Annotated in this window: 24 protein-coding genes; 10 read left to right on the plus strand and 14 right to left on the minus strand. The window is 49.9% G+C overall.

All coding sequences use genetic code 11. The features are described from left to right. Positions 1-29 precede the first annotated feature (29 nt). The 4 genes from SMSP2_RS09970 (at position 30) to SMSP2_RS09985 (ending at position 4022) form a co-directional block, all read left to right on the plus strand. A complete protein-coding gene (locus tag SMSP2_RS09970; RefSeq protein ID WP_146683810.1) occupies positions 30-905 on the plus strand; it encodes a hypothetical protein in 876 nt (291 codons plus the stop codon). A 219-nt stretch (positions 906-1124) separates the two neighbouring features. Then, complete coding sequence (locus SMSP2_RS09975; RefSeq protein WP_146683811.1) at positions 1125-2213, plus strand: hypothetical protein; 1089 nt, start codon at positions 1125-1127, stop codon at positions 2211-2213. A gap of 9 nt (positions 2214-2222) precedes the next feature. Next, complete coding sequence (locus tag SMSP2_RS09980; RefSeq protein ID WP_146683812.1) at positions 2223-3473, plus strand: cation:proton antiporter; 1251 nt, start codon at positions 2223-2225, stop codon at positions 3471-3473. 93 nt (positions 3474-3566) lie between these two features. Further along, positions 3567-4022, plus strand: a complete 456-nt coding sequence (locus SMSP2_RS09985) for an N-acetyltransferase (RefSeq protein WP_146683813.1) — start codon at positions 3567-3569, stop codon at positions 4020-4022. Between the two features lie 69 nt (positions 4023-4091). Here SMSP2_RS09985 and SMSP2_RS09990 read toward each other — a convergent pair whose 3' ends face one another. The 9 genes from SMSP2_RS09990 to SMSP2_RS10030 all read right to left on the minus strand — a co-directional run bounded on the left by SMSP2_RS09990 (position 4092) and on the right by SMSP2_RS10030 (position 12563). Next, positions 4092-4823: a hypothetical protein gene (locus SMSP2_RS09990; RefSeq protein ID WP_146683814.1), complete on the minus strand. Its 732-nt coding sequence runs from the start codon at positions 4821-4823 to the stop codon at positions 4092-4094. A gap of 97 nt (positions 4824-4920) precedes the next feature. Beyond that, on the minus strand, positions 4921-5436 hold the full coding sequence (ruvC, locus tag SMSP2_RS09995) for a crossover junction endodeoxyribonuclease RuvC (protein WP_146683815.1): 516 nt from the start codon (positions 5434-5436) through the stop codon (positions 4921-4923). Continuing rightward, positions 5433-6911, minus strand: coding sequence for a cysteine--tRNA ligase (gene cysS, locus SMSP2_RS10000; RefSeq protein ID WP_146683816.1), 1479 nt, complete (start codon positions 6909-6911; stop codon positions 5433-5435). The genes ruvC and cysS overlap by 4 nt, the downstream gene beginning before the upstream one ends. Before the next feature lie 176 nt (positions 6912-7087). Next, positions 7088-7603 (minus strand): 2-C-methyl-D-erythritol 2,4-cyclodiphosphate synthase, encoded by a 516-nt coding sequence (gene ispF, locus SMSP2_RS10005; protein ID WP_146683817.1) that lies wholly within the window; start codon positions 7601-7603, stop codon positions 7088-7090. A gap of 82 nt (positions 7604-7685) precedes the next feature. Beyond that, a complete protein-coding gene (gene hisB / locus SMSP2_RS10010; protein ID WP_146683818.1) occupies positions 7686-8267 on the minus strand; it encodes an imidazoleglycerol-phosphate dehydratase HisB in 582 nt (193 codons plus the stop codon). 32 nt (positions 8268-8299) lie between these two features. Then, on the minus strand, positions 8300-9349 hold the full coding sequence (hisC, locus tag SMSP2_RS10015; RefSeq protein ID WP_146683819.1) for a histidinol-phosphate transaminase: 1050 nt from the start codon (positions 9347-9349) through the stop codon (positions 8300-8302). After that, positions 9349-10200, minus strand: coding sequence for an acetyl-CoA carboxylase, carboxyltransferase subunit beta (accD, locus tag SMSP2_RS10020; protein WP_146683820.1), 852 nt, complete (start codon positions 10198-10200; stop codon positions 9349-9351). Before accD ends, hisC begins: the two co-directional genes overlap by 1 nt. Before the next feature lie 797 nt (positions 10201-10997). Further along, entirely contained in the window at positions 10998-11639 is a 642-nt protein-coding gene (locus SMSP2_RS10025) for a DUF4190 domain-containing protein (protein WP_146683821.1), read from the minus strand. Between the two features lie 213 nt (positions 11640-11852). Beyond that, on the minus strand, positions 11853-12563 hold the full coding sequence (locus SMSP2_RS10030; protein ID WP_146683822.1) for a dolichyl-phosphate beta-glucosyltransferase: 711 nt from the start codon (positions 12561-12563) through the stop codon (positions 11853-11855). Positions 12564-12742: 179 nt separating this feature from the next. Between SMSP2_RS10030 and SMSP2_RS10035 the strand changes: the two genes are divergently transcribed. The 3 genes from SMSP2_RS10035 (at position 12743) to SMSP2_RS10045 (ending at position 17257) form a co-directional block, all read left to right on the plus strand. After that, the gene (locus SMSP2_RS10035; protein ID WP_146683823.1) at positions 12743-15325 is read left to right on the plus strand and encodes a PEP/pyruvate-binding domain-containing protein; all 2583 of its coding nucleotides are present in this window, start codon (positions 12743-12745) and stop codon (positions 15323-15325) included. Between the two features lie 186 nt (positions 15326-15511). Further along, positions 15512-16879 carry an alpha-galactosidase gene (melA, locus tag SMSP2_RS10040; protein ID WP_222566321.1) on the plus strand — a complete coding sequence of 456 codons (1368 nt, stop codon included), beginning with the start codon at positions 15512-15514 and terminating at the stop codon, positions 16877-16879. A gap of 39 nt (positions 16880-16918) precedes the next feature. Beyond that, positions 16919-17257 (plus strand): cupin domain-containing protein, encoded by a 339-nt coding sequence (locus tag SMSP2_RS10045; protein WP_146683824.1) that lies wholly within the window; start codon positions 16919-16921, stop codon positions 17255-17257. 65 nt (positions 17258-17322) lie between these two features. On the opposite strand, the gene dinB is transcribed toward SMSP2_RS10045, so the two are convergent. The 5 genes from dinB to SMSP2_RS10070 all read right to left on the minus strand — a co-directional run bounded on the left by dinB (position 17323) and on the right by SMSP2_RS10070 (position 22630). Continuing rightward, positions 17323-18474 (minus strand): DNA polymerase IV, encoded by a 1152-nt coding sequence (gene dinB, locus SMSP2_RS10050; protein WP_146683825.1) that lies wholly within the window; start codon positions 18472-18474, stop codon positions 17323-17325. Between the two features lie 79 nt (positions 18475-18553). Continuing rightward, a complete protein-coding gene (locus tag SMSP2_RS10055) occupies positions 18554-19567 on the minus strand; it encodes an NAD(P)H-dependent glycerol-3-phosphate dehydrogenase (RefSeq protein ID WP_146683826.1) in 1014 nt (337 codons plus the stop codon). An 84-nt stretch (positions 19568-19651) separates the two neighbouring features. Continuing rightward, complete coding sequence (gene hflX / locus SMSP2_RS10060; protein ID WP_146683827.1) at positions 19652-20968, minus strand: GTPase HflX; 1317 nt, start codon at positions 20966-20968, stop codon at positions 19652-19654. A 619-nt stretch (positions 20969-21587) separates the two neighbouring features. Beyond that, positions 21588-22097: a hypothetical protein gene (locus tag SMSP2_RS10065; protein WP_146683828.1), complete on the minus strand. Its 510-nt coding sequence runs from the start codon at positions 22095-22097 to the stop codon at positions 21588-21590. Positions 22098-22249: 152 nt separating this feature from the next. After that, positions 22250-22630, minus strand: coding sequence for a hypothetical protein (locus tag SMSP2_RS10070; RefSeq protein WP_146683829.1), 381 nt, complete (start codon positions 22628-22630; stop codon positions 22250-22252). A gap of 509 nt (positions 22631-23139) precedes the next feature. Between SMSP2_RS10070 and SMSP2_RS10075 the strand changes: the two genes are divergently transcribed. The 3 genes from SMSP2_RS10075 (at position 23140) to SMSP2_RS10085 (ending at position 25727) form a co-directional block, all read left to right on the plus strand. Next, positions 23140-23898 carry a TorF family putative porin gene (locus SMSP2_RS10075; RefSeq protein WP_146683830.1) on the plus strand — a complete coding sequence of 253 codons (759 nt, stop codon included), beginning with the start codon at positions 23140-23142 and terminating at the stop codon, positions 23896-23898. Between the two features lie 33 nt (positions 23899-23931). Continuing rightward, positions 23932-25314 (plus strand): ammonium transporter, encoded by a 1383-nt coding sequence (locus SMSP2_RS10080; protein WP_146683831.1) that lies wholly within the window; start codon positions 23932-23934, stop codon positions 25312-25314. Between the two features lie 71 nt (positions 25315-25385). Further along, a complete protein-coding gene (locus SMSP2_RS10085) occupies positions 25386-25727 on the plus strand; it encodes a P-II family nitrogen regulator (protein WP_146683832.1) in 342 nt (113 codons plus the stop codon). Positions 25728-26104: the final 377 nt, after the last annotated feature.

Below are 26104 nucleotides of genomic sequence, written 5' to 3' on the forward strand. Positions count from 1 at the left end.
TACATAGAATCACTTTATCAGGCTTTATTATGAAACGCAGCTTAATCTTCTTTTTATTATCATCGCTTTTCTGCGGCCTGTGCCGCGGCGAGGTCGCCTGGCTGGTTCGTATGGACGCCGAAAGGCTCTACAGCTCACGGCTCAACGACGAATTTGAAAAACTCGCGGCTGACATGGAGGACGAGGAGACAGCGGTTTCCGAATTTCTCGGCCGCTGCGAAGAAGAACTCAGCGATGACCTCGAACGGATAACGATCTACAACAACGATTATTCCAGTGACGGGATCAGGGTCCTGCTAAAGGGCGATTTTGATCCGAAGCGGCTATTTTCGATTTTCAAGAGCTACAGGTCATACAGAACCGGCGAGCATGATGGCAAAGTGCTGCATCAATGCGTTGTCGATGACATGTCCGGGCTGAATGTGTACGGCGCTGCCTGCGAAGGCTGGGCGGTGGTATCTTTCGGCAGCGAAAAAGTCCTCGAGACGATCAGCCAGATAGAGGATAAGAGCCTGCTGAAATCTTTCAATCAGCTCAATCGGGTTTTTCCGCCGGAGGCAATGGTAGCCGGAGTTACACGCGGGCTTGGAGCCTCACTTGCAAAAAAGGGCATGAGAGACCCGGTGCTGAGCAATCTTGGAGATGTGATCTTTACTGTAAGCGAAGCGGGCGATACGGTATATTTTAACTGCGATTCCGCAACTGCATCGTCCCGTGTCGCCGGCGGGCTTAAAGACGCGATTATGGGTACCGTCGCCGCGGCGAAGATGCACGCCGACCAGGTGCCTCCGGCAGTGTTGAAATTCTTCTCATCGCTCAATACTTCTGTTTCCGGCGATATATTCTCCGTATCGTTCAACATATCAGTGGACGATTTCGCGGCATTCATCGCGGAAATGGAATGATGTTGATTCAGAGCCGTTCTTCACTTGTTTATCAATATTACCAGAATGCGGAACAAGTAAAGAATTATGGAGCGGTGAGCTCAGGCATAAGACAATAAATAGACAGGATTAACAAGATTAACATGATCTTATTTAATTATTTTATATCCTGTAAATCCTGTAATCCTGTCAAATATTAATCTGAAATTTGAAATGACTTTAAATCAGGGAACCTAAAGCATGGCAATAAATTTTGACTCGCAGCGTTGGGAAACAATTAAACAGGACACAAACGCCTGGTGGGATGGTACACTTGGCAGGCCGCTGATTCTTGCCCGTCTGGCGGGCAGAGACCCCGGCCGAGAGAGGCCGCGGCACCCGTATCATCATTTCACATCATTCTATGATATGTCTATTTCGGCGGAGGAAGTCATCGACGCAATCGATTACTGGTTCTGCGGCACCGAATTCCTTGGAGACGCGTTTCCGGTATTCTTTCCCAATTTCGGCCCGGGCGTAATAGCCGCGTATATGGGCGCAGAGCTCGAAAACGGCGACAATACCGCATGGTTTCACCCTGTGGGCAGCCCCGAACTCTCCCAGATAAAGTTTGATTACATCCCCGACAACCCGTGGTTCAAACGGACAAAGGAAATCATCTCTGCCGGAGCGGAAAGATGGCAGGGAATCGTTGAAATCGCAATGACCGATCTTGGCGGCAATATGGATATCCTCTCGACATTCCGCCCGTCCGAAAAACTTCTGCTCGATCTTTACGATGCGCCGGAGTTAGTCGAACAGCTCAACTGGCGGGCGCACGAGATGTGGTGGAAATATTTTGATGAGCTCAACACCATCACACAGGATACTAACCCGGGCTATTCTACCTGGGCGGGCTTTTTCTCCGAAAAGCCGCACTATATGCTTCAGTGCGATTTCTGCTACATGATCGGGCCGGACATGTTCGAGCGGTTCGTAAAGCCCGAGTTAGAGGCCACATCTGATAAACTCGACAACGCGTTTTATCACCTTGACGGCCCAGGCGAGCTTGTGCATCTTGAGAGCCTTCTGGAAATCGAATCGCTAAAGGGCATTCAGTGGATACCCGGCGCCGGCCAGAAACCGCTTGAGGACTGGCCCGAGGTGCATAAGAAAATCACCGATGCCGGAAAAAAGATACAGCTTATCTCGCACCTGAGCGATAAACCGTATGAGCTTCTGGACAGGATAGCCGACCAGACAGGCAGGCTGGACAATATAGTTTATTGTCTCAACGATAACATAGAGAACCGGGACAAGGCCGAAAAACTGATAGAGAAATTTACCTAAAAAGGGCTTATGGCAATAGGAATCGCAGAGCTTATACTTCTTGGCCTTATTGTAGAATGGGCCGTTCGTAAAATAAAGCTGCCCGGACTGGTGGGCCTGCTGATACTGGGTGTGGCTATGGGGCCGCATTTTTTCAACCAGATAAACCCCGAGACAAGGTCAGTCGCGGCAGACTGGCGAATGATTGCGCTGGTGGTGATACTGCTGCGGGCGGGGCTGGAGATGAGCAAAGAGGCACTGGCACGGGTTGGTTTCCGCGCGGCTTTGATGGCGTTTGTGCCGTGTATCTTTGAAGTCGCCGCTGTTACACTCTTTGCGCCGATGCTGCTGGGGATAACCCGTCTGGAAGCGGCTATGCTCGGAGCCGTACTCGGTGCCGTATCGCCTGCGGTGATCGTGCCGCTGATGATAAGGTTTATCCAAGAAGGCCGCGGCGATGACAAGGGAGCACCAACGCTGATTCTCGCCGGCGCATCATGCGATGACGCGGTCGCGATACTGCTGTGCGGCTCGTTTATCAGCATGTACACAGGAGCCGGCGTGAGCATCGCAAAACAGGCCGCTCATCTGCCCATATCTATTATAACCGGAATCTGTGCAGGAATCGCGGCGGGGGTTCTGTTCTGCAGGTTCTTCGAGAAGTTCAATCCGCGGGCCACAAAACGCGTACTGATACTGCTGGGTGTCTCGGTAATTATCCTGAGCTTTCAGCGGTACATAGAGCGATATTTCCCCTTCGCTTCACTTCTGGCGATAATGACTATGGGCTTTATTATACTGGAAAAACGCGAGCATTTCGCACATGAGCTCTCATCAAAACTGGGTAAAATCTGGGTTTTCGCCCAGCTGCTTCTGTTTATATTCGTCGGCACAGAAGTAAACGTGCCCGTAGCCCTCAAGGCGGGCCTGGCAGGCGCTGCGGTTATCGGCATCGGCCTTATCGGACGCAGTATCGCCGTGCAGATTTGTATGCTCGGCAGCGGCTTTAACGCTAAAGAACGGGTTTTTCTCGGCGTTTCATACCTGCCCAAAGCCACGGTGCAGGCGGCAATCGGTGCGGCGCCTCTGGCGGCTATGAAAGCGGGAAATATGGATACCGGCCCGGGCGAGATTATACTGGCGGTCGCGGCGATGAGTATCCTCTTAACCGCCCCGCTGGGCTCGGTTGCTATTTCCTGGGCGGGCAGAAACCTGCTGACGGTATCAGAAAAGCCCCCCAACGATTCACCCGCAAGGTCAGCGGCGATGGAAAGCAGATAAAAACCGGCAGACGACAAGCAACACATTGCCCGCAAGAGAGCAATATAAAAAAAATGATGTAATCATTCCGGAATTTTGTTAGAATAGCCGCCTATGATAATACGACAAGCAAAAACCAGTGATGCCGAGGCGATAAACGAGTTAATCTCTCGTTATGCCGAGCTTGACAAGATGCTTTTTAGAAGCATGGCAAGCATTTATGAGCTTATCCAGACCTTTGCCGTTGCCGAAGAAGACGGCCGGGTCCTCGGCTGCGGCGCGCTGAGCGTGGTCTGGAAAGACCTTGCAGAGATAAAATCACTCGCTGTCGCCGAAGGCTGCCAGGGCAAGGGCATCGGCCGCTCAATTGTTGAATTCTGTCTGGAAAAGGCGCGTTCTCTGGGAATAAAAGATGTTTTTGCCCTGACACTTGAGCCGCAATTTTTCGAGAAACTCGGCTTTCACCGTGTAAACCGTCTTGAGCTGCCCATGAAGGTCTGGAGCGATTGCGCGATGTGCCCCAAACAGGACAACTGCGACGAAATCGCTTTGGTAATATCCCTCAAATAACGGCTTGAAAGGCTCTGACCTCCCGCCGTAGCCGATACAAAACCTCGGAAAACATAGCTTTTCATAAAATCACTTGAGCGATTCCGGTTTGTTCGGCATATCGGACTGCCTGATAGCCCGGGTAAGTGCTTCCATACCGGCAGGCACGATGTTGTAGCGGCCGCTGTATTTTTCGATCGAGCTGCCGGCAAGCTGCGCCGCCATTGACGGGCATATAATCTCGACTCCGTCGCCGCCGGCCCAGGAGCCGCGTATGCCTGTAAGGTTCATCATAAACACCTTGTGCACCATGACCTGGCCAGGCTCGATGCCGGAAATATCGACGGGCAGAATCTTCGTTACCAGCTCAAGGGCTTTGGGACCGTAAAGGCCGAGCATAGCTGTCTTTGCCGAGATATCCCTGATACCGTCGCCGGAGCCGTTTACTGACTCAAGAACTGAGATTACGTACTGTGTATCCGCCGGCATTGTCAGCAGGGTATATTCCGAGATTTTGCGAATTACGCGTACGGGTTTTGCCTGTTCCCTGCCGGGAGTTACAACAGCGGTATAAGCCCAGCTGTTTTCATACATCATCGAGATATCAAGCTCTGTAATGCTGTTAAGTGCGTCTATTTCCGAGTCTTCTGTGATACTTACACGCCCGAACGCACTGAGATCAACCGCGGCGATTCCGTTTTGTATCGCGGCGTATTCGGTATCTACATCGCTGTAAACAGAGGGCACCAGCCAGTCGCCGTATTCATCGAATCTCGCGTTAAACGATATGTGGAGTTTCTCAAAAGCTGTGGTATTAGCCATTTGTTATTTCCTGAAATATTCTGAAACCATAAAACGTGTTTTATTTTCCGTTTATCTTATCATAAATAAAAATATGATAATTGAAATGATGAAACAGTTAGAATTTTGATTTTCGTATGTCTGTTATTGTATCTGTTTCGATCTTCAGCGTATTGGCGCAGCACAGGGCGATTGAAATCGCGTCCGCCACGTCTGCCGGTTCGGGCATTTCGGCCAGCCCCAGCAGTGTTTGTATAGACCGCTGCATCTGCTGTTTTGTAGCTCTGCCGTTGCCGGTGATGGATTTTTTTATTCTTGTAGCCGAGAAGCCCTTCACCGGTACATTTGCCGCGGCCGCCCGCTGAAAAATTGTGCCGCGGGCATGTCCCATCAGTATGGCGGTCTTAGGGTGGGCATAATGCGAATACAGCTCTTCTACCGCCATCATATCCGGCTCGTAGCTTGATAAAATATTGTCAATATCCGTAGCGATCTGGTCGAGCCTCATCGCCAGCTCAAGTTTAGGGTCGGCGCGGAATGTACCCGCTTCGATGAGTTTTTCGCCGAGAATATCCGCGTCTATAACCGCGTATCCGCATATTCTCAGCCCGGGGTCTATGCCTAATAGTCTCATTTTATCTCGTAATCTGTTCCGGCGGGGGTGTCCTTGAAGGTAACACCGAAAGCCGCCATCTTATCACGGATTTCATCGGCTTTTGCCCAGTCTTTTTCTTCGCGGGCCTTTGCGCGCTGTTCTATGACCAGACCCATAAGATAATCCAGCAAATCCTGGTTTATGCCTGATTCCCGGGGGTATTCCTTGAGAACGATACCGAGAACGTCTCCCCCGAGACAGTTGAACATATCGTTTACCGCCGCGAGCGTTTTTTTATTCGGCCTGCCCTTTTGCAGCAGTGTCGAGGTCATCTTCTCCATCTCGTATATCACCGAGAGCGCGACCGATGTATTTATATCGTCGTCCATCGCCTTGCGGAAACGATGCTGGAAACCTTCAAGCTGTTTTAGCACCTTGGCATCCGCCTCACCGTCGTCTGCCTTTTCCATTGCCTTTCGCAGAGACTTTACGCACTCGGTTATCCTGTCAAGCCCGCTTTGTGCGGCGGTCAGAGCCGAGTCGGAGAAATCCAGCGGACTGCGGTAATGGCTGTTGAGAACCAGCATACGCACCGCCAGCGGGTCATAGGCTCGGCTGAGGCGTTCATGCTCGCCGCTGAAAACCTGTTTTAGCAGGATAAAGTTATTCAGGCTCTTGCCCATCTTCGTCCCGTCAACGGTTACCATGTTGTTATGCAGCCAGTAGCGGACGAATTCTTTGCCGTTAGCCGCCTCGGACTGGGCGATTTCGCATTCATGATGGGGGAATTTGTTTTCCAGCCCGCCGCCGTGTATGTCGATAGTCTCGCCGAGATATTTCATGCTCATCACCGAGCATTCCAGGTGCCAGCCCGGATAGCCTTTGCCCCAGGGGCTGTCCCACTGCATGATATGGTTTGGCTCTGCCTTTTTCCACAGGGCAAAATCCGCGGGGCTGCGTTTTTCGCTCTTAACGTCAACCCTTGTGCCGCTTCGCATATCTTCGAGGTTTCTGCCCGAGAGCTTTCCGTAGGCTTTGTGACTGGCGACGTCAAAATACACCGACCCGTTCACCTCGTATGCGTGCCCGTTGTCCATAAGTTTCTGTACCAGTGCTATCTGCTCGGGGATATGTCCCGAGGCCCTGGGCGAGATATCCGGCCGCAGGCAGTTGAGCCGGTCCATGTCCTCGAAATAGCTGGCGGTGTAGTGTTCGGCGAGCGACATCGGGTGGATGCGTTCTTTTTTCGCCGCGACCTGGAGCTTGTCCTCGCCCTCGTCCGCATCATCGGTGAGATGTCCAACATCAGTTATATTCTGGATATAGGTTACGCTGTAGCCGAGGTATTTGAGATATCTGTATATGATGTCAAAGCTGATGTAGCTTTTTGCGTGGCCTAAGTGGGAATCCCCGTAAACCGTAGGCCCGCAAACGTACATGCTGACACGGCCCTCGTTGAGAGGGGTGAATACGTCTTTTTGTCTTGTAAGCGAGTTATAAAATTTTAAAGCCATCTAAAATGCTTCCTGTTATCTTGTTAATCCTGTCTAATTATTGCATATTGTCTGCTGTCTAAACTAACCGCTCCATAATTCTTCACTTGTTTCACATTCTGGTAATATTGATAAACAAGTGAAGAACGGCTCTGATTGTTTTATACGCTATTGCCTTTTGCCTAATGCCTGTTATTTCAAAGCGTTCTCCGCTGTCTCTGTCGCAGCAGTACAACCGCCAGGGCTTCTACTGCTTCTTCGTGGCCGACCGCGTCGAGGCCTTCATTGGTCTTGGCCTTTACGTTTACCGCGGCAAAATCCATTCCCAGCAATGATGCCAGCGAGCGTTTCATCTGGGGTTTATATTCCTTGAGCCGCGGCGCCTGCACCTTTACGGTCACATCAAGGTTAACCACCTCCCAGCGGTCTTCCTCGATCCTGCGGGTTACATTCGAGAGCATTACGCCGCTGTCCATGTCCTCAAATTCCGGGTCATCGTCCGGGAACACCTCGCCGATATCGCCCATACCGGTAGCTCCGAGGATCGCGTCTATGACGGCATGTATGATGACATCGCCGTCACTGTGGGCGATCGGGCCGGAGTGGTGCTCGACGAAAACGCCCCCGAGCATCAGCCGGTTGCCTTTGGCAAGGGCGTGAATATCAGTGCCCAGGCCGACGCGGTATATGTATTTAAAATCGTCTGTTCTCATTGCCGTATTCGGTTCATTTCATGATTTTATTGTTCAAACATCTCAACCCGAAAATTTGAAATTTGAGATATCATATTTCAGATTACAGCGTGCCTTTCGTGCTGGGTATATCGTCGGATACCACCCTTACGGCCTTCCGCAGCGACTGGCCAAGGCTCTTAAAAACCGCCTCTGCGATGTGGTGGCTGTTGGTGCCGTACCGCACATTAACGTGGAGATTCAGTCTCGCGTTGTTGACCATCGCCCGCAGAAACTCCTCGATAAGCTCTGTGTCGAAAGTGCCGATCTTCTCCGTCGGATACGCCGCGTTATACACACAAAACGGCCGCCCCGAAAGGTCTATCGCCGTTTCAGCCAGAGCATCTTCCATCGGCACAGCACTGAAACCGTACCTGCGGATACCCTTCTTGTCGCTGAGCGCCTTATCGATACAGCCGCCCAGTGCAATGCCGACATCCTCTACAGTGTGGTGGTCGTCTATCTCGTAATCGCCTTTGGCTGATATGTTTATATCAATGCCGCTGTGCTTGCTCAGATGCGCGATCATGTGGTCAAGAAAGCCGACACCGGTATTTATATCGTAGCGCCCCTCACCGTCAAGATTGATGTTGAGTTTTATATCTGTCTCGTTTGTCTTGCGTTTTATTTCTGCTGTTCTGTCCATTTTCTCACCTGTTTAACTTAACCGCTGAGGGTTTACAAGATATTTTTCAGTGCTTCTATAAGTTTTTCGTTCTGGCGGGCCGTGCCGACGGTGATTCGCAGCCGCTCGCTTATCTCCGGATCGCTGAAGTATCTGACATAGATATTTTTATCACATAATTTTTTATATATTGTTTCAGCGTCGCCGCCAGCGGGTTTTACAAACAGAAAATTGGTGCTGCTTTGCGGCACATCAAATCCCAGCCCCCGGAGCTGCTGCGCCAGCCATTCGCGCTGCTCTATTATCCCGGCTACATTCTTTTTGAAGTACTGCCGGTCCTGTATCGCCGCGTTTGCCGCGGTCTGGGCGAGGGTGTCAACGTTATAAGAATCCTTGACCTTGAGCATACCGGAGATCAGTGATTCATCAGCGATGCCGAAGCCGAACCGTATTCCAGCCAGCGAATAACCCTTGCTCATGGAACGCAGTATTATTACATTATTGTATTTTTTGACCAGCGAAACGCAGTTATCTTCGGCGAAATCCACATAAGCCTCGTCAACAAGCAGCACAGAGCGGCCATTGAGCTTTTGGGCAAGCTCCTCTATCTGTGCCGGCGGGATAAACGCCCCCGTCGGCGCGTTGGGGTTGCAGACGATCACCATTCCGGCGTTTTGCGAGGCGAGCTGCTCTGTCTGCAGACCGCCCTTGTCTGTGAACGGCACCTCAATTACCCTGCAATCCTGTATCTGCGCCAGCACACGGTAAAGCGTGTATGTCGGCGAGGCATAGACCAGCGGCCGCCCGCCGTCACAGAAGCTCCGCAGGCATATCGTCAGCAGATCATCACCGCCGTTGGTGCAGATTATGTTTTCCGGCTTGACATCAAGTACCGCCGCGGCGGATTTACGGAATTCATCGCCCAGCGGCCTGGGGTATCTTCGCAGTTTTTCCGGATCTATTGCCGCCAGCGCCTCGAGCACCTTCGGCGATGGAGGATAGGGGTTCTCATTGGTATTGAGCTTAACGACATCCGGATTTTCCGGCTGAAAACCGGGCACATATCCGGCGGCCGCCTCGATATTGCTGCGGAAATACGCCATCAGTAGCCCTTCCCGAAATAGTCGATGAGCCGGGCTATCTCGCCGCGGAGCTCACGCCGGTCAACGATCATATCCACAAAACCGTGCTCCAGCAGGAACTCACTTGTCTGGAAACCCTCCGGCAGGTCAACATTTATCGTCTGTTTGATTACACGCGGGCCGGCAAAGCCGATAAGCGCTTTTGGCTCGGCGATTATCACATCGCCCAGCATCGCGAAACTGGCGCTCACGCCGCCGGTTGTCGGGTCTGAGAGCACGCTTATAAACAGCCCCTTAGCCTCATCGAGCCTGGCAAGTGCGGCGGAGGTTTTCGCCATCTGCTGAACGGAGATTACGCCCTCGTGCATTCTCGCACCGCCGGAACATGAAACGCAAATAAAGGGCAGGTTCTTTTCCATCGCGGCATCAACCGCACGGCAGAATTTCTCGCCGACAACCTCACCCATTGAGCCCATAAGGTAGCTGGGGTCCATAACTGCCAGTATGACGCGGCGGCCGCGGATAAACGCCCGTCCGGTCCTGATTGCCTCGATAGAGCCTGTTTTTTCGCGGTCCTGGGCGGCACGTTCGGCGTAGGTGGTGCCGCGGAAGTGGAAATTCAGTGGGTCTGAAGTGGTCAGCATCGCGTCAAATTCCTCGAAACTACCCTCATCGGCAAGCTGGCTGATACGGGTTTTCGCGTCGATACGGAAATGATACGCGCAGTGGAGGCATACCTCTCTATTTTCCTTAACCTTCTTGCGGAAAAGGGTTTCCTTGCATTGCGGGCATTGAATCCATACGCCCTGAGGCATTTCTTTACGCGGCTGCAGCGAAAAGCCGCTCCATGTCATTTTTGCCTTTTTAGCCATATATGTTTATCCCAGTGTTTACTGTTTTTCGTCTTTTTATATACAATAAGCACAAAATTATACGCATTTTCACTCAAATTTCGAGACAAAACCGGCTCATGCGAAAATTTTGTACGCGGCATTATCTCTGAAGTGCGGCGGCAAGCGTCAGCGCTGCACGGATTTCTAATGCTGTTGCGGCGAAACATAGTATTTGAAGGACAAAAGCTGACGCTCCGCGATTAGCTCTCTGTCAAACATTCACCGACAATAACTAGTATAATTCTATTGACAATAAGGGGTTTACGTGTAATAATCCTGGCAATGTATTATTATGCTAAAAAGAATCTGTTATCTGAATTTCCACTTCTGGCTGGCTTGCAGTTTTTAGAGAATTCGTGAATTCTCTCTACGGTTTGGGCAAAGCAAAGTCTGGTCCCGCAGCACCAACGGTGCGAAATATCATAGCATAGGGCACCGCCCTATGTGTATATGCGTTAATGTCCCTTGCCTGACCCGCACCGCCGCCGCCAGTGCGGGTCAGGCAAGGGATGTACGGCGATTCAGCTCCCCAGGGCGTTGCCCTGGGCTATGATATTCAAGCCCTTCAGGCTTGAGAAAGTCTTGTTATTAGATAATATACATGATGTACTTAAGAAAAAGATCTTTCACCCCTTTCATCCCCCCTTTACTTTACTCAGGACCAGGTGACTTTGATATAGACAGTTCCGGTTTCATCGTCAATGATAACATTGCCCCAATTATGAGAATCCTTTGCAGGGATTTCATATCGGCGGCCTTTCTTTCTGATCATCGGTCTATACCACTGCGGCAAATGACCACCTATATGGCAAATGACCACCTATATGGTAATATGAATGTTTACAATGTTCCAAAAACTCCTGGTCGGTCTCAAAATCATCTTTTTCGGGATAAGGCATATATTGTTTTTCAGGAGAAAACAGTTCCGGCTCAATGCCTTTTAAGCTTGGAGAATCTGCTATAAATTTTTCTATATCTTCCGGGTCGGCTTTGAACATCATGTAGTCATCCCCGGTAAACATACTGCTCCAGCCTTCAGCTTTTACGCCAAAAGCTGATTCAGGAAGTTGAGCCAGTCTTCCGTCTTCGATTATAGATTGCGGGTCTCTATCTTTTAAACCAGATGGAAACGCTACCAAGAACATGAACACAATAAATAAGATAAATCTGAGAAAACTTATTGAGGATGTCACAATTCCGGCTATTGCAAAACCGCGGCCGGCGAATATCCCTGCACTCTTTTTTATTTTTCTCAGTGCAATGATTCCGGCAATCAGCCCAGATATGGCCAACAGAAAGTCTAAAAAAGGAATAAAAAGAACAAAAAACACTAAGGATAACACCCCAAGTATCATTGAAATAATAGAAAGTTTCAGGGTATTCTTTTGTGGTTTAGGCTCGAGTTCAATGCTTTCCATATTTTTCCTTTGTAAATATATATAAAAGATTTACATCTCTTCTTATTATAGAAAGTAATATATGCAAAACTGTAAACAAAGTAAAGCCTAAAACCACAGAAAACAACCCCTGCGGCTGTAAAGAATATCGCCGATTGATATTTGAGGCATATTCCCCAAGTCTGTAAGGCTTGAATAACATAGCCCCGGCGACGCCCTGGAAATCCGTTTCGTTTAAATTCGGCGGAATTTCCAAAGCGAAATCAATGTTTTGAATCCATCCCTTATGACCGAGACGCTTGAGCGGGGATCGTTGTGCCAGGTAACGGGTTTTTCCTGAATCTTAAGCCCCAGATGTGCCGCTCTTACGAGTATTTCGATATCAAACTCGAATCCTTTTGATATCAGAGGCTCAAAAAGCGATCTGGCGGCGTCGGCAGTAAAAAATTTAAACCCGCACTGCGTGTCATGATAGGGCAGATGGTCTATCCAGAGTGTGCACAGATAAAAACACTTGCCCAGCAGCCAGCGGTAAAACGGCTGGCGGCGGGTTATGTTAGATTCGGGCAGACTCCGGGAACCTATAACTACATCCGCCCTGCTCTCGGTTAGAATTTGCGTGAAAAGGGGAATCTCTTCCAACGATGTCGAACCGTCAGCATCCATAAAACCGATAATCTCGCCCTTTGCTGCCAGTACGCCGGTGCGTACAGCGAAGCCCTTGCCCTGATTCTTTGCATAACTTATTGTAGATACAATACTTGAATCGATAGAAGTCTTTACCTTCTCCTCGGTGTTGTCGCTGCAGCCGTCGCAAACAACGATCACCTCCGTCAGGTTGACGGCAGGATTTGCAGCGGCAAACTCGAGCAGCTCACTCACCGTTCGGACGATGCGGTCACTTTCGTTGTATGCCGGTATTATGATTGAGAGCTTTGCCTGCATTTTTGATATTATAAAATCAAATCAGCTCTATGCAAGCAAATAGCAGATGCCGCCGCCTGTCACCACCGCCTGCCGCGGACCGACAGCCCTGAAAGGGCAGGAAATATGAAAAACACAATTTCAAAATAGCCAATATTTGATATACTTGCCGCAACTGGAGTTTTTATGAAAGGTATTTTATGGCAAGAACAGCGGGCACCGGTTTTCCCGGTCTTGATAAAGTATTATGCAACCTGATGATAGGCGACAATGTCGTCTGGCAGGTTGACAGTGTGGACGACTACCGCCGGTTCGCGGTGCCGTTCGTGGAGGAGTCCCTCGCCCAAAAACGCAGGGTAATCTACATACGTTTCGCCACGCATGAACCGATAATTCCCGACCGGCCCGATGTCGAAAGGCACACCATGAATGCCGCCGAGGGGTTCGAGACGTTCACATCACGCATCCACAATATCATAAAAGATGCCGGCATAGGGGCTTACTACGTTTTTGACTGTCTTTCAGAGCTTCAGGATCCCTGGGCGACGGACCTTATGATCGGCAATTTTTTCAAGGCGACCTGCCCGTATCTCTACGAGCTGGATACTATCGCCTATTTCGGAATCCTCCGCGATTCACATTCGCACGAAACTGTCGCCAAAATCCGCGACACCACCCAGCTGCTGCTGGATCTGCACCACTTCGAGGGCAGCTACTACATACACCCGGTAAAGGTCTGGAACCGCCACTCGCCCACAATGTTTCTGCCGCACAAAAAGGAGGGAGACAATTTCAACGCGGTCACCTCCAGTGTTGACTGCTCGCGGCTGTTTGAACATATCTCCGCCAACACCGCCACTCTGACCCAATCAAGCATTGACTACTTTGACAAGCTCTTTCTCGATGCGCAGGAGCTTCTGGAGAATCCTTCCGCCGCGTCGGAGCAGATCCGCGAAACCAGACAAAAGCTCTGCGAAATCATGATCGGCAGGGAGTCGCGAATCCTCAAGCTGGCGGTTGAGTATTTCTCGCTTGAGCAGCTTTTGACGATAAAATCCCGCCTTATCGGCTCCGGTTATATCGGCGGCAAGGCGGCGGGAATGCTGCTCGCGCAGAACATTCTCCTGCGAAGCGATGATTTCGCATGGTCAGAGTATATCGAGCCGCACGATTCGTATTATATCGGCTCGGATGTCTTTTATACGTATATCGTGGACAACGGCTGCTGGAAACTGCGTATGGATCAGAAAACGCCCGAGGGATACTTCAAACTCGCCGCTGCTCTGCGTGAAGAACTTTTAAACGGCAGATTCCCCAACAGCGTTCGCGACAGTTTTCAGCAGATGATGGATTCGTTCGGCCAGTCTCCGATAATCGTCCGATCCAGCAGTCTGCTGGAAGACTCGTTCGGCAACGCCTTCGCCGGCAAGTATGAGAGTGTATTTCTGGTAAATCAGGGCAGCCCCGAAGAGCGTTTCGCGGCGTTCGAGGCGGCAGTTAAATATATCTACGCCAGTACTATGAGCGATAACGCGCTGAGCTACCGCAAACGCCGCGGCCTTGATCAGGAAGACGAGCAGATGGCAATCCTCGTCCAGAGGGTCTCCGGCTCATACCGCGGCGATTTCTTCTTCCCCGATATGGCGGGCGTTGGAATCTCGTACAACACTTTTGTCTGGAAGCCTCACCTTGACCCTAAGGCCGGTATGCTGCGGCTGGTGACGGGGCTTGGAACCCGGGCGGTTGACCGTGTTGAAGACGACTATCCCAGAATAATCGCTCTCGATGACCCGCTGCTGCGTCCGCAGGCTGATATTGAGGATATCCGCAAATTCTCCCAGCGAAAGGTTGATATTCTCGACTTCCAGACGAACACTCATCGAACGATAAAGGCTAACTCCCTGCTTCACCGCTGCCCCGAGCTGAATATTGATATGATGGCAGAACACGACCTCGAAGCCGAAAAGATGCTGCGGGAGAGAAATATAAAGCCGCAGACTTCATACGTGCTTACGTTCAAAAAACTGCTCAGCGAAACGCAATTTTGCGCCCTTATGCAGAGGATGCTCAAAACCATTGAAAAGGTTTATAACTACCCTGTTGATATGGAATTTACGGTTAATTTCAACGGTCCCAAGAGCTTCAGGGTAAACCTCGTTCAGTGCCGCCCTCTACAGGCAAAAGGCATCGCGGCGAACGTAAAAATACCCGAATCTCTCGAAAAGGATAAAATCCTGTTAGAGACAACCGGCTCCAGCATGGGCGGGAGCATTTCACAGAAAATTGACAAGATAATCTACATACATCCGGCAAAGTTTATCGGCCTGGACAACAGCGAAAAATACACCCTTGCCCGTGAAATCGGCCGCGTAAACCGCCGGCTCGACCGGTCAGACTCGGTAAATATGCTTATGGGCCCGGGCAGATGGGGCACGACCACGCCGAGCCTGGGTGTGCCGGTGAGCTTCTCCGAGATAAACAACACATCGGTGCTGGTTGAGATGGCGTATGAGGGCAGCAACCTCATGCCCGAGCTCTCGTTCGGGACGCACTTTTTCCAGGACCTTGTAGAAACGGGAATCTTTTATCTGGCACTTTTCCCAAAAGCAGAGGGAGTTACCTTCAACCGGCAGCGGCTGCTCTCTGAGCCGAACATCATAAACGAGATTCTCGGCGAGCAGAGCAGATTCGGCGATATAATCCACGTCATAGACTGCACCAAAAACCGGTTAAACTTTATGAGCGATGTTGTCTCACAGCGGGCGGTATGCTTTTTCAACTGATATTCCACAAGCCCTGCAGAGAAATTGAACATAAGTTAATGTATTTGTTTAAATCTGTTGCAGATGGACGGTTTTGAGCAAATTCGTGAATTTGCTCTACCAAAATTAACTTCAAACACGTGCAGAGTTGCACTTTAGCGGCAAATAATCCGATTGACAATCCGGTTATTTGCCGCAATAATACAAATGACCGCAGCAGTAAAAGCTGTTAAAACCAGAATAAAGTTTTATACAGGGCTTTTTAACATGGTGAAGATTACACTTTTAGGGGCCGGCAGTCTTTTTTCACAGCCGCTGGTTACCGATATATTGAACATTGAGGGCCTGGATGAGGGCGTTATAAATCTTGTCGATATTGATAAACGGCGCCTGGATATCAGCACCAATCTGGCAAAGAAGATTGCAGAGCTGACCGGCAGAAAGGGCTGGAAGATCAAATCAAGCGTTGACCGGAGAAGGGTTTTGCCCGATTCAGATTATGTAATCAATTCCATCGAGGTCTCGGGCACAAAATGCGTGCGCTGGGATAACGATATTCCGCTCAAGTACGGTATTGACCAGTGCATCGGCGATACGATCGGCCCCGGCGGCATCATGAAGGCGCTGAGGACTCTGCCTTCGATTCTGGATATACTGGCCGACTGCGAAAAGCTCTGCCCCGATGCCCTGTTTATGAATTATACGAACCCGATGTCAATAATTATGCAGGCGGCACTGCTCTCAAGCCCTATGCAGATGGTCGGGCTGTGCCACTCCGTCCAGGCCACGTCCAAAGCCCTCGCATCGTATCTGGATATACCCTATGAGCAGCTGCTTTACCGCTGCGGAGGCATCAATCATGTTGCGTGGATGACCGAGCTAAAGGCCGAAGGCAAAGACCTCTACCCCGACCTGTTCGCGGCGATGAAGAAGAAAAAAATATACGAGAAAGACCCGGTAAGGTTCGACGTCATGAAACATCTGGGCTATTTTGTAACCGAGTCCAGCGGCCATTTCTCGGAATATGTGCCGTGGTACCGCAAGAGAAAAGAGCTTATCAAGAAATTCTGCCGCGGCGGCTACCTTGGCGGCAGCGGCTTTTACCGCACGCAATGGCCAAAATGGCGCAAACAGCAAGATGAAGATAAGAAGAAAATGCTTGCCGGCACGAAAGAGATACCGCTGCAGCGAGGGCATGAATACGCATCTTATATTATCGAGGCGCACCGTCTTAACAGGCCGTTTACCTGCAATGCAACCGTTGCTAATACCGGCCTGATCGATAATCTGCTCCAGACATGCGTTGCCGAGGTGCCGGTGCTGGTTGACAGACGCGGTTATCTGCCCACCTATTTCGGCCCGCTGCCCGAGCAGCTCGCGGCGGTGTGCAGGTCACATCAGTCTGTGTACCAGTTATGCGCACAGGGAATAATTGAGCAGAACCGTGAGATGATTATTCACGCCATGATGTTCGACCCGCTCAGCGCGGCAGTATGCTCACCCGAAGAGATACGAAAAATGGCGGCAGAGCTGTTCCGGGCAGAGAGAAATTATATACCTAATTGGTGCAGCTGAAATGATAACTGAGATTTCATATTTAAGGAGAACAAACTGATGAAAACGATAAACGCAAAACAGGCCCAAACAATTGAGAACCCGCACAAGGTTGATGTGAGCAAACTTTACGACACTGAAAACGCGCAGGTGATGCATATCACATTAAAGCCGGGCGAGTCGCTGAAGAAACATATCACTCCCGTAGATGTATTCTTTTACGTTCTCGAGGGAGTCGGGGTGGTTGAAATCGGCGATGAGAAACAGCAGGCCGCGGCTGACACGCTGATCGAAAGCCCCGCAAAAATACCCCACTGCTGGCACAACGAAACCGACGCGGTTGTCCGAATATTAGTAGTCAAGGTCCCCCGCCCGACAGAAACCACAAGGCTGTTATAGCTGATCATGCAGTGAAAGCGTTTGGATCAGTTGCAAGAGTTCACACTTTAGTGTGTTTTCAAAGTTTATCCGCGGTGAAGTGACGAGTCGCCGAATTTGTTTCTGATTTTATCAAGCGTTGTATCCAGTCGCAGGCGTTTTTCCTCCGAGCCGTCCTCGAACAGCTCTTTTGCCGGCGGTGTTTCAGAGAGGTTTGAGACGCCGAAGCCCAGCAGGCGGATCGGGCCCTTGCGGGTTTTCTGCCACGTTTCAAACAGCTCAAACGCCGCGCCGCGGAAGGTATCTGTGGCCTGGGAGGCCCGGCCGAGTGTGCGGCTGCGGGTTATGGTCTCAAAGTCGGCATACCTGAATTTCAGGGTGAGTGTCCGTGCAAACATGTTATGCCTTCGCAAAATCGCCGTCACCTCTTCTATCTGAGAGCTGAGTATATCTCTGAGCCTTTCCAATGAGCTGATATCTTTGGCAAAAGTCTCTTCGCTTGAAAAGCTCTTGGGCCTCTCTTCGCTTATAACCGGCCGGTCGTCGATTCCGTTTGCAAGCTGCTGGATCTTCCCGGCCTGGTCGGTTATCGCCGCCAGGTGCACCGCCGGATAATTTCGCAAATCATAAATCGTTTTTATGCCGAACTCCTGGAGCCGTTTTGCCGCCGCCTCACCGATTCCCCATATACGCCTTACCGGCAGCGGGTCAAGAATCGCCTGCTTGTTATCATCTGTGATTACCACCAGTCCGTCCGGCTTTTCCAGATCAGAGGCGAGCTTTGCCAGAAATTTATTCGGAGCCAGGCCCACCGAGGCGGTCAGTCCGGTTTGTTCGCGTATCCGCTCTTTTATCATCACTGCGATTTGACGGGCGGGCCCGAAGAGCTTTTCGCAGCCGGTAATATCCAGGAACGCCTCATCGATAGAGAGCGGCTCGACCTGCGGCGTAAACTCGTGGAAAATCGCGTGAATCCTGCGGGAAATCTCTTTGTACCTTTTCATGCGAACCGGCATTATAACAAGCTCTTTGCACTGCCGCACTGCCCGGCTCATAGGCATGGCACTCCTGATGCCGAAACGCCTCGCCTCGTACGACGCCGCCGCGACAACGCCTCTCTGCTCGGCGAGTGAGCCGACAACTACCGGCCTGCCCCGAAGCTGCGGGTTATCAAGCTGTTCCACAGACGCGTAAAACGCATCCATATCAACGTGTAAAATGTGCCTGACGGGTTTCATGTTCAACCGCTTGCCCGTTAATATTTCACAACAGATCGTTTACCACTCCGACAAGCCTTACTGTACCGGTAAAAATCGGTTATTCTGGTTTCAGCTCCCGCTGCATCAATGCATCCAGTGCCTGCTGAATATTCATGCGGCCGTGGATGATATTATATACAGCGTTTATAATCGGCATATCAACATTGACCTTTTCAGCAAGCTGGCTGACCGACTCACAGGTCGCCACGCCCTCGACAACGCTGTTTGTCGCGGCAAGGGCATCTTTTGCGCTCATTCCCGAGCCGAGCCGCTGGCCGAATGAGCGGTTTCTGCCCTTTGGCGAGATGCAGGTTGTAATCAGATCTCCCACGCCGCTGAGCCCGTAGAAAGTATCGTTTTCCGCTCCGAGCTCTCTGCCCAGCCGGCTGATCTCCACGATTCCTCGGGCGACCAGTGCGGCCTTAGCGTTGTCGCCGAGTTTGAGCCCGTCGATGATACCGGCGGCAATCGCAATGACGTTTTTCAGCGCCCCCGCAAGCTCAACTCCCATCACATCATGATTGTAGTACACGCGGAAGTGCGGCGTGCTGAAGGTCTGCTGAACCCTGCGGGCGAAGACTTCACTGCTGCCCGCGGCACACGCCGAGGCCGGCAGATTCTGCGCCAGCTCATCGGCAATAGTCGGGCCAGAGAGCACGCCGATATCTTCGGTTGATTCAAGTACCTGCCTGATTACCTGTGTCGGCAGAAGCAGCGTTGAGTTTTCAATACCCTTGGCTACTGATACGATGCCCAGGCCGTCAGGATAATGCGGTTTGAGCCGCTTGAATACGCCGCGTACATACTGACACGGCACCGCAGAGAGCACCAGCTCGCAGCCGTTGAAGGCGGCATCGTCTTCATAGCAGAATCTGATCGAATCAAGTATTTTGTAGCCGGGCAGAAAACGCACGTTTTCGCGGTTTTGCTCGAACTGCCGGAGCTGATCCTTGTCGTGGCCCCAGATTTTTACATCAACGCCGTTGGATGCCAAAATCATAGAACAGACCGTCGCCATCGCGCCGTCGCCGATTATTGAAACTGATTTATATGTCTTTGGTGTATCATTCATAATTGCATTAGATGCGAATTTCACTAAAAAGCCGGCCTGCTTTCCGCGAAATCCGCGTTTCTACCTTTTTGTAATTGTTCTCTGTTATTTGACCAGCTCGACGCTTTCCGGCTTCATCGACTGAACGACGGGCAGGGTCTTTTCGCCGAGCCTGACTACAAAGTCAACATAATTATCATTGTAATCCTGCGAGACTATCTCGCTGTTGGCGTGAAGATAGCTCTGGAGTTTTCCGTTTGCCACGCCGATACGGATTCTTGCCGTTACCGACTCGCCGCGGATAAATCCTGTGATTCTCTCGATGACCGGCTCAATCCCCTCGCCTCTCGAAGCGCTGACCGGTATCGCGTCGGGGTGTATCGTGGTCAGGGCCTCCAGAACCGAGATGTTCTTTATAGCGTCTATCTTGTTGAGGATGATCAGCATTTTCTTTTTCTCGCAGCCGATTTCCTTGAGCACCGTGTTGACACTCTTTATCTGCTCGAACACCTCATCCGAGCTGACATCGACAATATGCAGCAGCAGGTCCGCGTTTACCGCCTCGGCCAGTGTCGCTTTGAACGATTCCACAAGCTGGTGCGGCAGATGGCGTACAAACCCGACTGTATCGCTGAGCAGCACCTCTGTTGTGCCGTCGAGCTTCCACTTGCGGGTTCGGGTATCGAGAGTTGCGAAGAGCCTGTCCTCGGCGAAGACCCCTGCATTTGTTACCGCGTTCATAAAGGTGCTTTTGCCGGCATTTGTATAGCCGACAAGACAGGCCTTATAAACGTTCTTGCGCGATTCGATCTGGCGTTCGCGGCGTTTTTCGATCACAGCGAGCTCACGTTTGAGGTCAGTTATCCGCTTATTGACGAGCCGCCGGTCGATTTCGAGCTGTTTCTCGCCGGTACCCCTGGTACCTACGCCGCCTACAGCGCCGGCAGCCGTTCCGCCGCCCGCTCCTGCGACAGAGTCGAGGTGGCTCCACATGCGCGTCAATCTCGGGTAGGTGTACTCAAGCTGGGCAAGTTCTACCTGGAGTTTGGCCTGGCGTGTCTGGGCGGTCGAGGCAAAAATATCAAGAATCAGCTCACTTCTGTCGAGAACCTTAACCTCGAGGATCGCCTCTAATTCGCGTATCTGGTTTGGGGACAGGTCGTTATCGAAAATCACCATGTCGGCCCTGTTTATCTGCACGCGCTGCGCAAGCATCTCGGCCTTGCCCCTGCCAATGTAGGTTGCCGGGTTGATTTCCTTAATTTTCTGCTGAAAGCGGTCAACAATTATTACTTCAGCGGTCTTTGCCAGGCTGGTCAGCTCGGCCAGATCGTCATTGTAATAATCCGCGGTTTTCGGATGCGCCGCGACGAGCACCGCTCTTTCTCCTGCGACTTGTAGCTGATCTCGTATTTTTTCCAATTATTATCGTTTAGAGAAACTCCAGGCGGGTTTCTCAGTTTAAAATCCCGTTATTCTGCTCTTTTCACGGCGGGCCGCCCCCGCCGGCATTCAAAGATTATAACACATCAGTCATGGGCTGGAAAGCAAAAACTAAAACCATATAATTTTGCGTTTATCATAAATAAGTTCAAGATTGAACAGCGGGAGTTTCGCTCCGGATTATAAAATCAACACGCTGCTTGAATTGCACAAACTGCTGATCAGGATACGGTGCCGCCGCTTAAGAGCAGTGAAAAGACGAGAGTGCGGCACTCAAACGGCAAAGGAGAAGTACAGTTAATACAAGGGGTAAAAAAAGGAGGCCGCCCTGGGGGGGAAGATAGGGCGGCCTGAGTACAAGATGAAAAGGGGTCTAATTAGTGTTTCTATAGAGAAAAAAGGAGAAGAAACGAAATCGGTTCTAAAACCTGTTTCGTCTCCGTTCTCATTCGCTATTAACTGTTTTTTAAAGAGCTTTGTTTGATATATTATACGAAAAAAAGTACCAGTTGTTTAGAAAAAGTCAATTTTTTTTCGGCATTTTTCTATTTTTTGCTATCTGCTTATCATTCAAGAAGATAAATACAGTAAAAAACTGTTATATTTCTTTTTTTTCTTCATTTTTCATTTTTTGGGACGACGGAACAATGCCAATAACGAAAATATAGGCAGTTAATATCAATGCCGCTCCGGCCAAAATAAGAACGTTTCTAACGTCTTTGCGGTTGAGCCGGTGTATGATTTCAGGCACCTCGGGCATATTGGACTCGGGCAGCTCCATAATTTTAGCCAGAGCCTGCTGTGCGGCGGCTTTTTTGGCTATGTCAACCGCCGGAAACATAATCTCCTCGGTATTCTCGGGATTGAGTCCAAGCTGCGACTCATAGAGTATATTTATTACATCCTGATCTTTAGACGCCCGGCTTATAAACTGATTAAACTCAAAGAGCCGCTCCTTGATCGCGGCGATCTCGGCCTGGGTCTGCGCAAGCCTGATTTTGTTCTGGTAATAAGTCTCTATCTCCGGGGCAAGTATAGACAGAAATACCGCCATGATGCCCACGGCAATGCAGATACAGTAAAAAGTTGTCTTCAACAAAGTAGCCATATACAGAGATTATGCCTGCCAAAGCATTAAATGTCAACGCCTTTTAGCCGCGATAAAACAAGAAAAACACCGCCGAGATAAAACATCTCTGCAAAAGCCGCCTTGATGCTCATTTAAACATAAATCGGCAGCTGTCAATTACGAAGACGTCTTTATTCTTTGACGGTTATCGTATCTGATACTTTGAACAGGCTGCCGTCTGCCAGTTCTCCCGAAAGCGTTAGAACTGCCTGACCCGGCTCAACTACACCCTTTACGTCGGCTCTTTCAAATTTAACTACAAGGTCACCGCAGGCATCTGCCTTGGTATAGGTCGCGGCGATATCGTCAAGAGTCAGACTCTCACAAACAACCAGACCGTAGGGAATATTTGAATGAACAGTTACAATTGTGTCCGGACTGCTCAGCACCAGTGTCTTTGGCGAGACTGTAATGCAATAACCTTCGCCCGAACTGGCTTTGTTGGCGGCTACAAAACTCGCGGTCAACGCCATCGCGGCTAATACAGCAATAATAAGGAATGACTTTTTCATTGTAAAACTCCTTGAATTGTTAATCTTACTACACATAAGACCATATAAGTATTATACGTCCGAAATCATCAGGATGCTCAAAAATAATTATTTTCCCACAGTTGCTGTGCGATATTTATTTGCAAAACCTTTCGGCTGCTTGCCTACAAAAAAGTATCTTTATTGAATTTTAATACATTTTTGTATCTTTTTCTCCATGGTGAACATTTTTGAAGTTATACGACCTGCCTTTTTTAATGAGAAATGTCTAATATAAGAGCAGTATCTTAAATACTTTACAATTTTCATGAAGATGCCCGCAAAAAAATGGCACGGGTTTTGTATTAAGACGCCCATAAAGAATGCTCGACTTTTAAAAAGTTAATACGGCGGCTTACTTGAGAAACACACATAAACAACAACTTTTAAGGAGACAAAATGAAAAACAGAAAAACGTCTTAAATCAGAAGTCTCATACTAAACAGGAAATTTAAACCAATAAAACATTACCAAAATTTATGGAGAATAAAATGAACAAGAAAACAATCACGGCAGCGTTAATTATCACAGCAATTCTTTCACCAGCTTTAATGGCCGGGGAAAAACCTGAATTCGGCGTTGGAGCGGACTTTATGAGCAAATACATCTGGCGAGGCATCCTGGTCAATGACGACTACTCTATCCAGCCCTGGGCGGAAGTGTCATACATGGGCATCACTGCCGGCTGGTGGTCAAGCTGGGACACAACTGACTACACCGGCAACGAAAGTGAATTCATCGAGCATGACTTCTATCTGGACTACACAATGGAGGCAACAGAGGGAATCGACGTATCGCTGGGTTACATCTACTACGCGTTCCCAAGTCTGCCGGACACACAGGAAGTCTATGCCGGCGCAGCGTTTGACGTATTCCTCTCGCCCTATGTGACTGTTTATTACGACTTTGACGCGGTTAATTCCACCTACGCCACTGCCGGCATCGGATACACAGTAGATGAGGTGGCAAAGCTCTCTGATGACATTGCTGTCTCAATGGAGCTGGGGGCAAGCCTTGGCTGGGGCTCAAGCGGCTACAACAAAGACTACTGGGGCGTAACCGACAGTGAATTCAGTGATTATACGCTTTCAGCGGCGTTTCCGTTCGCGATTGGAAACTGGACGCTTACTCCAAGCGTGAATTATGTCGGGCTGATTGGCGATATAGACGATGCTTCGCCGGCGGCCTTCGGAACAAACGCCGACGGTGACTACTTCTTCACGGGAATTGGCGTATCTACAAGTTTTTAAGAATCAACGAACAGCAAAACAAGAGGTTATTATATGAAACTAATCAAATACTTACTGTTTATCCTGCTTCTGCTGGGGCCCGCCGCCCTTGCCCAGGAGCCTGCCCCGGCAGGGTATGAGGCGGCAATTGAGGCGATGAAGTCAGAGCTTCAGAACAACCTTAACATTGTATGGACATGCGTGGCGGCTTTTCTGGTATTCTTCATGCAGGCCGGTTTCGCCATGGTTGAGGCAGGTTTTACAAGAGCAAAGAATGCGGTAAACATTCTCATGAAGAACCTGATGGACTTCTCTATAGGCTCTCTGGCGTTTTTCTTTATAGGATTCGGCCTGATGTTCGGTGCCTCGAACGGCCTTTTCGGGACAACAGACTTTATGATCAGCGATGTGGTAAAAAACGGCGAAAGTGCTTCGTGGAACTACACTTTCCTTATATTTCAGACCGTATTTGCCGGCACCGCGGCGACTATCGTATCCGGCGCAATGGCAGGACGCACCAAATTCAAATCATACATAGTTTACAGCGTGCTGATCTGCTCATTCATCTATCCGATTTTCGGCTCATGGGCCTGGGGCGGACTCCACAACGGCGGCGGCTGGCTCGAGGACATCATGGGAACGGCACTGACAGACTTTGCCGGCTCGACCGTCGTCCATTCAATCGGCGGCTGGCTGGCACTTGCCGGAGCTATAGTTCTTGGCCCGCGCCTTGGCAAATACGGCCCTGACGGCAGAGCAAAGGCGATTCCAGGACACAACATAACACTGGCGGCGCTTGGCGTGTTTATCCTCTGGTTCGGCTGGTTCGGGTTCAACCCGGGCTCAACCACACTCGGTGACGGTGAGATCGGCCGCGTAGCAGTGACCACGAACCTTGCCGCAGCGACCGGAGCCATCACAGCTATGATCGTATCGTGGTTTATCGGAAAAAAACCGGATGCATCTATGTCGCTCAACGGCGGGCTGGCAGGACTTGTAGCCATAACCGCGGGATGCTACACTGTAACCCCGATGGGCTCTGTCATTATCGGCGGGCTTGCGGGCATAATTGTTGTCTTGAGCGTAATCTTTATAGATACCAAACTCAAAATCGACGACCCGGTTGGTGCGGTTTCCGTACACGGCGTATGCGGGGCGTTCGGCACCTTGATGTGCGGGCTTTTCAACGCCGAGGCATACACCTGCGGGGGCGATTCCACAGGACTGTTTTACGGCGGCGGAATCAACCAGCTGATGGTACAGATAATCGGAGTTGCCGCGGGATTTGCCTGGGCATTCATCATCGGCCTGATAATGTTCTTTGCTATAAAATCTGTCTTCGGGCTCAGAGCCTCTGCAGAGGAAGAAATCAAAGGACTCGACATTACAGAACACGGAATGGAAGCCTATGCGGGATTCCAGGTGTTCAACTCCTGATAATTAAAGCAATTATGTTTTAGCGAAAATTTTAAACAGCTATAGCTGAAAAAAAATACGGAGAATAACAAATGAAACTAATAATAGCTTACATACAGCCGCACAAGCTCGAAGAGGTAAAAAAAGCTCTCGCCGAGGCAAATGTGGCCAAGATGAGTGTGACAAACTCGCTTGGATGCGGAGCGCAGGCAGGCTACCACGAGAGCTACCGCGGCGTAGAATTTGATGTTAATCTTTTGAAAAAGATTCGACTTGAAATAGCCGTAAACGAAGAGTACGCCAAAAAGACAATAGAAACTATTGTTAATTCCGCAAAGACCGGCAATATCGGCGACGGAAAGATATTTGTATTACCTCTCGAGGAATGCATCAGGATCAGAACTGGCGAGACCGGTCATGACGCGATCGGATAATCTATAAAAACCCCAACAACGAAGACCATTGCGGAGTTTTGATTTTCTGACCACTACATTTGTAGTTCTCAAAACTCTGAGAAGGACGCTTTCGTAACTGATCGCGTCCTTCTGGTCTTTCAATTTTGTAGCTAAAACCCATTCTGCATACGTTTTTGTATTAAAATTTCAACGCATTACGTTTTAGTTAAAACTTGCATTGCTTTACAATCTAAAAAATATAAACCGGCAGCAAGAAATAAGGACTAAACGACCTAAAACGTATATCCTTATAAAACAAAAACTTACAAGAATCGCACTAAAAACAAAATATCATTCCTAAAGCATTTTTCAGACTCTTCCTTCATTGCTGTCAAATACTGGCATGTTTTGTGCAA

The sequence above is a fragment of the Limihaloglobus sulfuriphilus genome, assembly GCF_001999965.1.
Classification (GTDB): Bacteria; Planctomycetota; Phycisphaerae; order Sedimentisphaerales; family Sedimentisphaeraceae; genus Limihaloglobus; species Limihaloglobus sulfuriphilus.

Excerpts from the sequence above, each read along its gene's own strand:
- SMSP2_RS10025 (WP_146683821.1), bottom strand. The coding sequence starts at position 11,639 with ATGGAAAGCATTGAACTCGAGCCTAAACCACAAAAGAATACCCTGAAA.
- cysS (WP_146683816.1), bottom strand. The coding sequence starts at position 6,911 with ATGGCTTTAAAATTTTATAACTCGCTTACAAGACAAAAAGACGTATTC.
- SMSP2_RS09990 (WP_146683814.1), bottom strand. The coding sequence starts at position 4,823 with ATGGCTAATACCACAGCTTTTGAGAAACTCCACATATCGTTTAACGCG.
- accD (WP_146683820.1), bottom strand. The coding sequence starts at position 10,200 with ATGGCTAAAAAGGCAAAAATGACATGGAGCGGCTTTTCGCTGCAGCCG.
- dinB (WP_146683825.1), bottom strand. The coding sequence starts at position 18,474 with ATGAAACCCGTCAGGCACATTTTACACGTTGATATGGATGCGTTTTAC.
- SMSP2_RS10055 (WP_146683826.1), bottom strand. The coding sequence starts at position 19,567 with ATGAATGATACACCAAAGACATATAAATCAGTTTCAATAATCGGCGAC.
- SMSP2_RS10045 (WP_146683824.1), top strand. The coding sequence starts at position 16,919 with ATGAAAACGATAAACGCAAAACAGGCCCAAACAATTGAGAACCCGCAC.
- ruvC (WP_146683815.1), bottom strand. The coding sequence starts at position 5,436 with ATGAGACTATTAGGCATAGACCCCGGGCTGAGAATATGCGGATACGCG.
- SMSP2_RS10080 (WP_146683831.1), top strand. The coding sequence starts at position 23,932 with ATGAAACTAATCAAATACTTACTGTTTATCCTGCTTCTGCTGGGGCCC.
- hisB (WP_146683818.1), bottom strand. The coding sequence starts at position 8,267 with ATGGACAGAACAGCAGAAATAAAACGCAAGACAAACGAGACAGATATA.
- hisC (WP_146683819.1), bottom strand. The coding sequence starts at position 9,349 with ATGGCGTATTTCCGCAGCAATATCGAGGCGGCCGCCGGATATGTGCCC.
- SMSP2_RS09975 (WP_146683811.1), top strand. The coding sequence starts at position 1,125 with ATGGCAATAAATTTTGACTCGCAGCGTTGGGAAACAATTAAACAGGAC.
- SMSP2_RS10030 (WP_146683822.1), bottom strand. The coding sequence starts at position 12,563 with ATGCAGGCAAAGCTCTCAATCATAATACCGGCATACAACGAAAGTGAC.
- SMSP2_RS09985 (WP_146683813.1), top strand. The coding sequence starts at position 3,567 with ATGATAATACGACAAGCAAAAACCAGTGATGCCGAGGCGATAAACGAG.
- SMSP2_RS09970 (WP_146683810.1), top strand. The coding sequence starts at position 30 with ATGAAACGCAGCTTAATCTTCTTTTTATTATCATCGCTTTTCTGCGGC.
- SMSP2_RS10070 (WP_146683829.1), bottom strand. The coding sequence starts at position 22,630 with ATGAAAAAGTCATTCCTTATTATTGCTGTATTAGCCGCGATGGCGTTG.
- SMSP2_RS10035 (WP_146683823.1), top strand. The coding sequence starts at position 12,743 with ATGGCAAGAACAGCGGGCACCGGTTTTCCCGGTCTTGATAAAGTATTA.
- SMSP2_RS10085 (WP_146683832.1), top strand. The coding sequence starts at position 25,386 with ATGAAACTAATAATAGCTTACATACAGCCGCACAAGCTCGAAGAGGTA.
- ispF (WP_146683817.1), bottom strand. The coding sequence starts at position 7,603 with ATGAGAACAGACGATTTTAAATACATATACCGCGTCGGCCTGGGCACT.
- SMSP2_RS10065 (WP_146683828.1), bottom strand. The coding sequence starts at position 22,097 with ATGGCTACTTTGTTGAAGACAACTTTTTACTGTATCTGCATTGCCGTG.
- melA (WP_222566321.1), top strand. The coding sequence starts at position 15,512 with ATGACCGCAGCAGTAAAAGCTGTTAAAACCAGAATAAAGTTTTATACA.
- SMSP2_RS09980 (WP_146683812.1), top strand. The coding sequence starts at position 2,223 with ATGGCAATAGGAATCGCAGAGCTTATACTTCTTGGCCTTATTGTAGAA.
- SMSP2_RS10075 (WP_146683830.1), top strand. The coding sequence starts at position 23,140 with ATGAACAAGAAAACAATCACGGCAGCGTTAATTATCACAGCAATTCTT.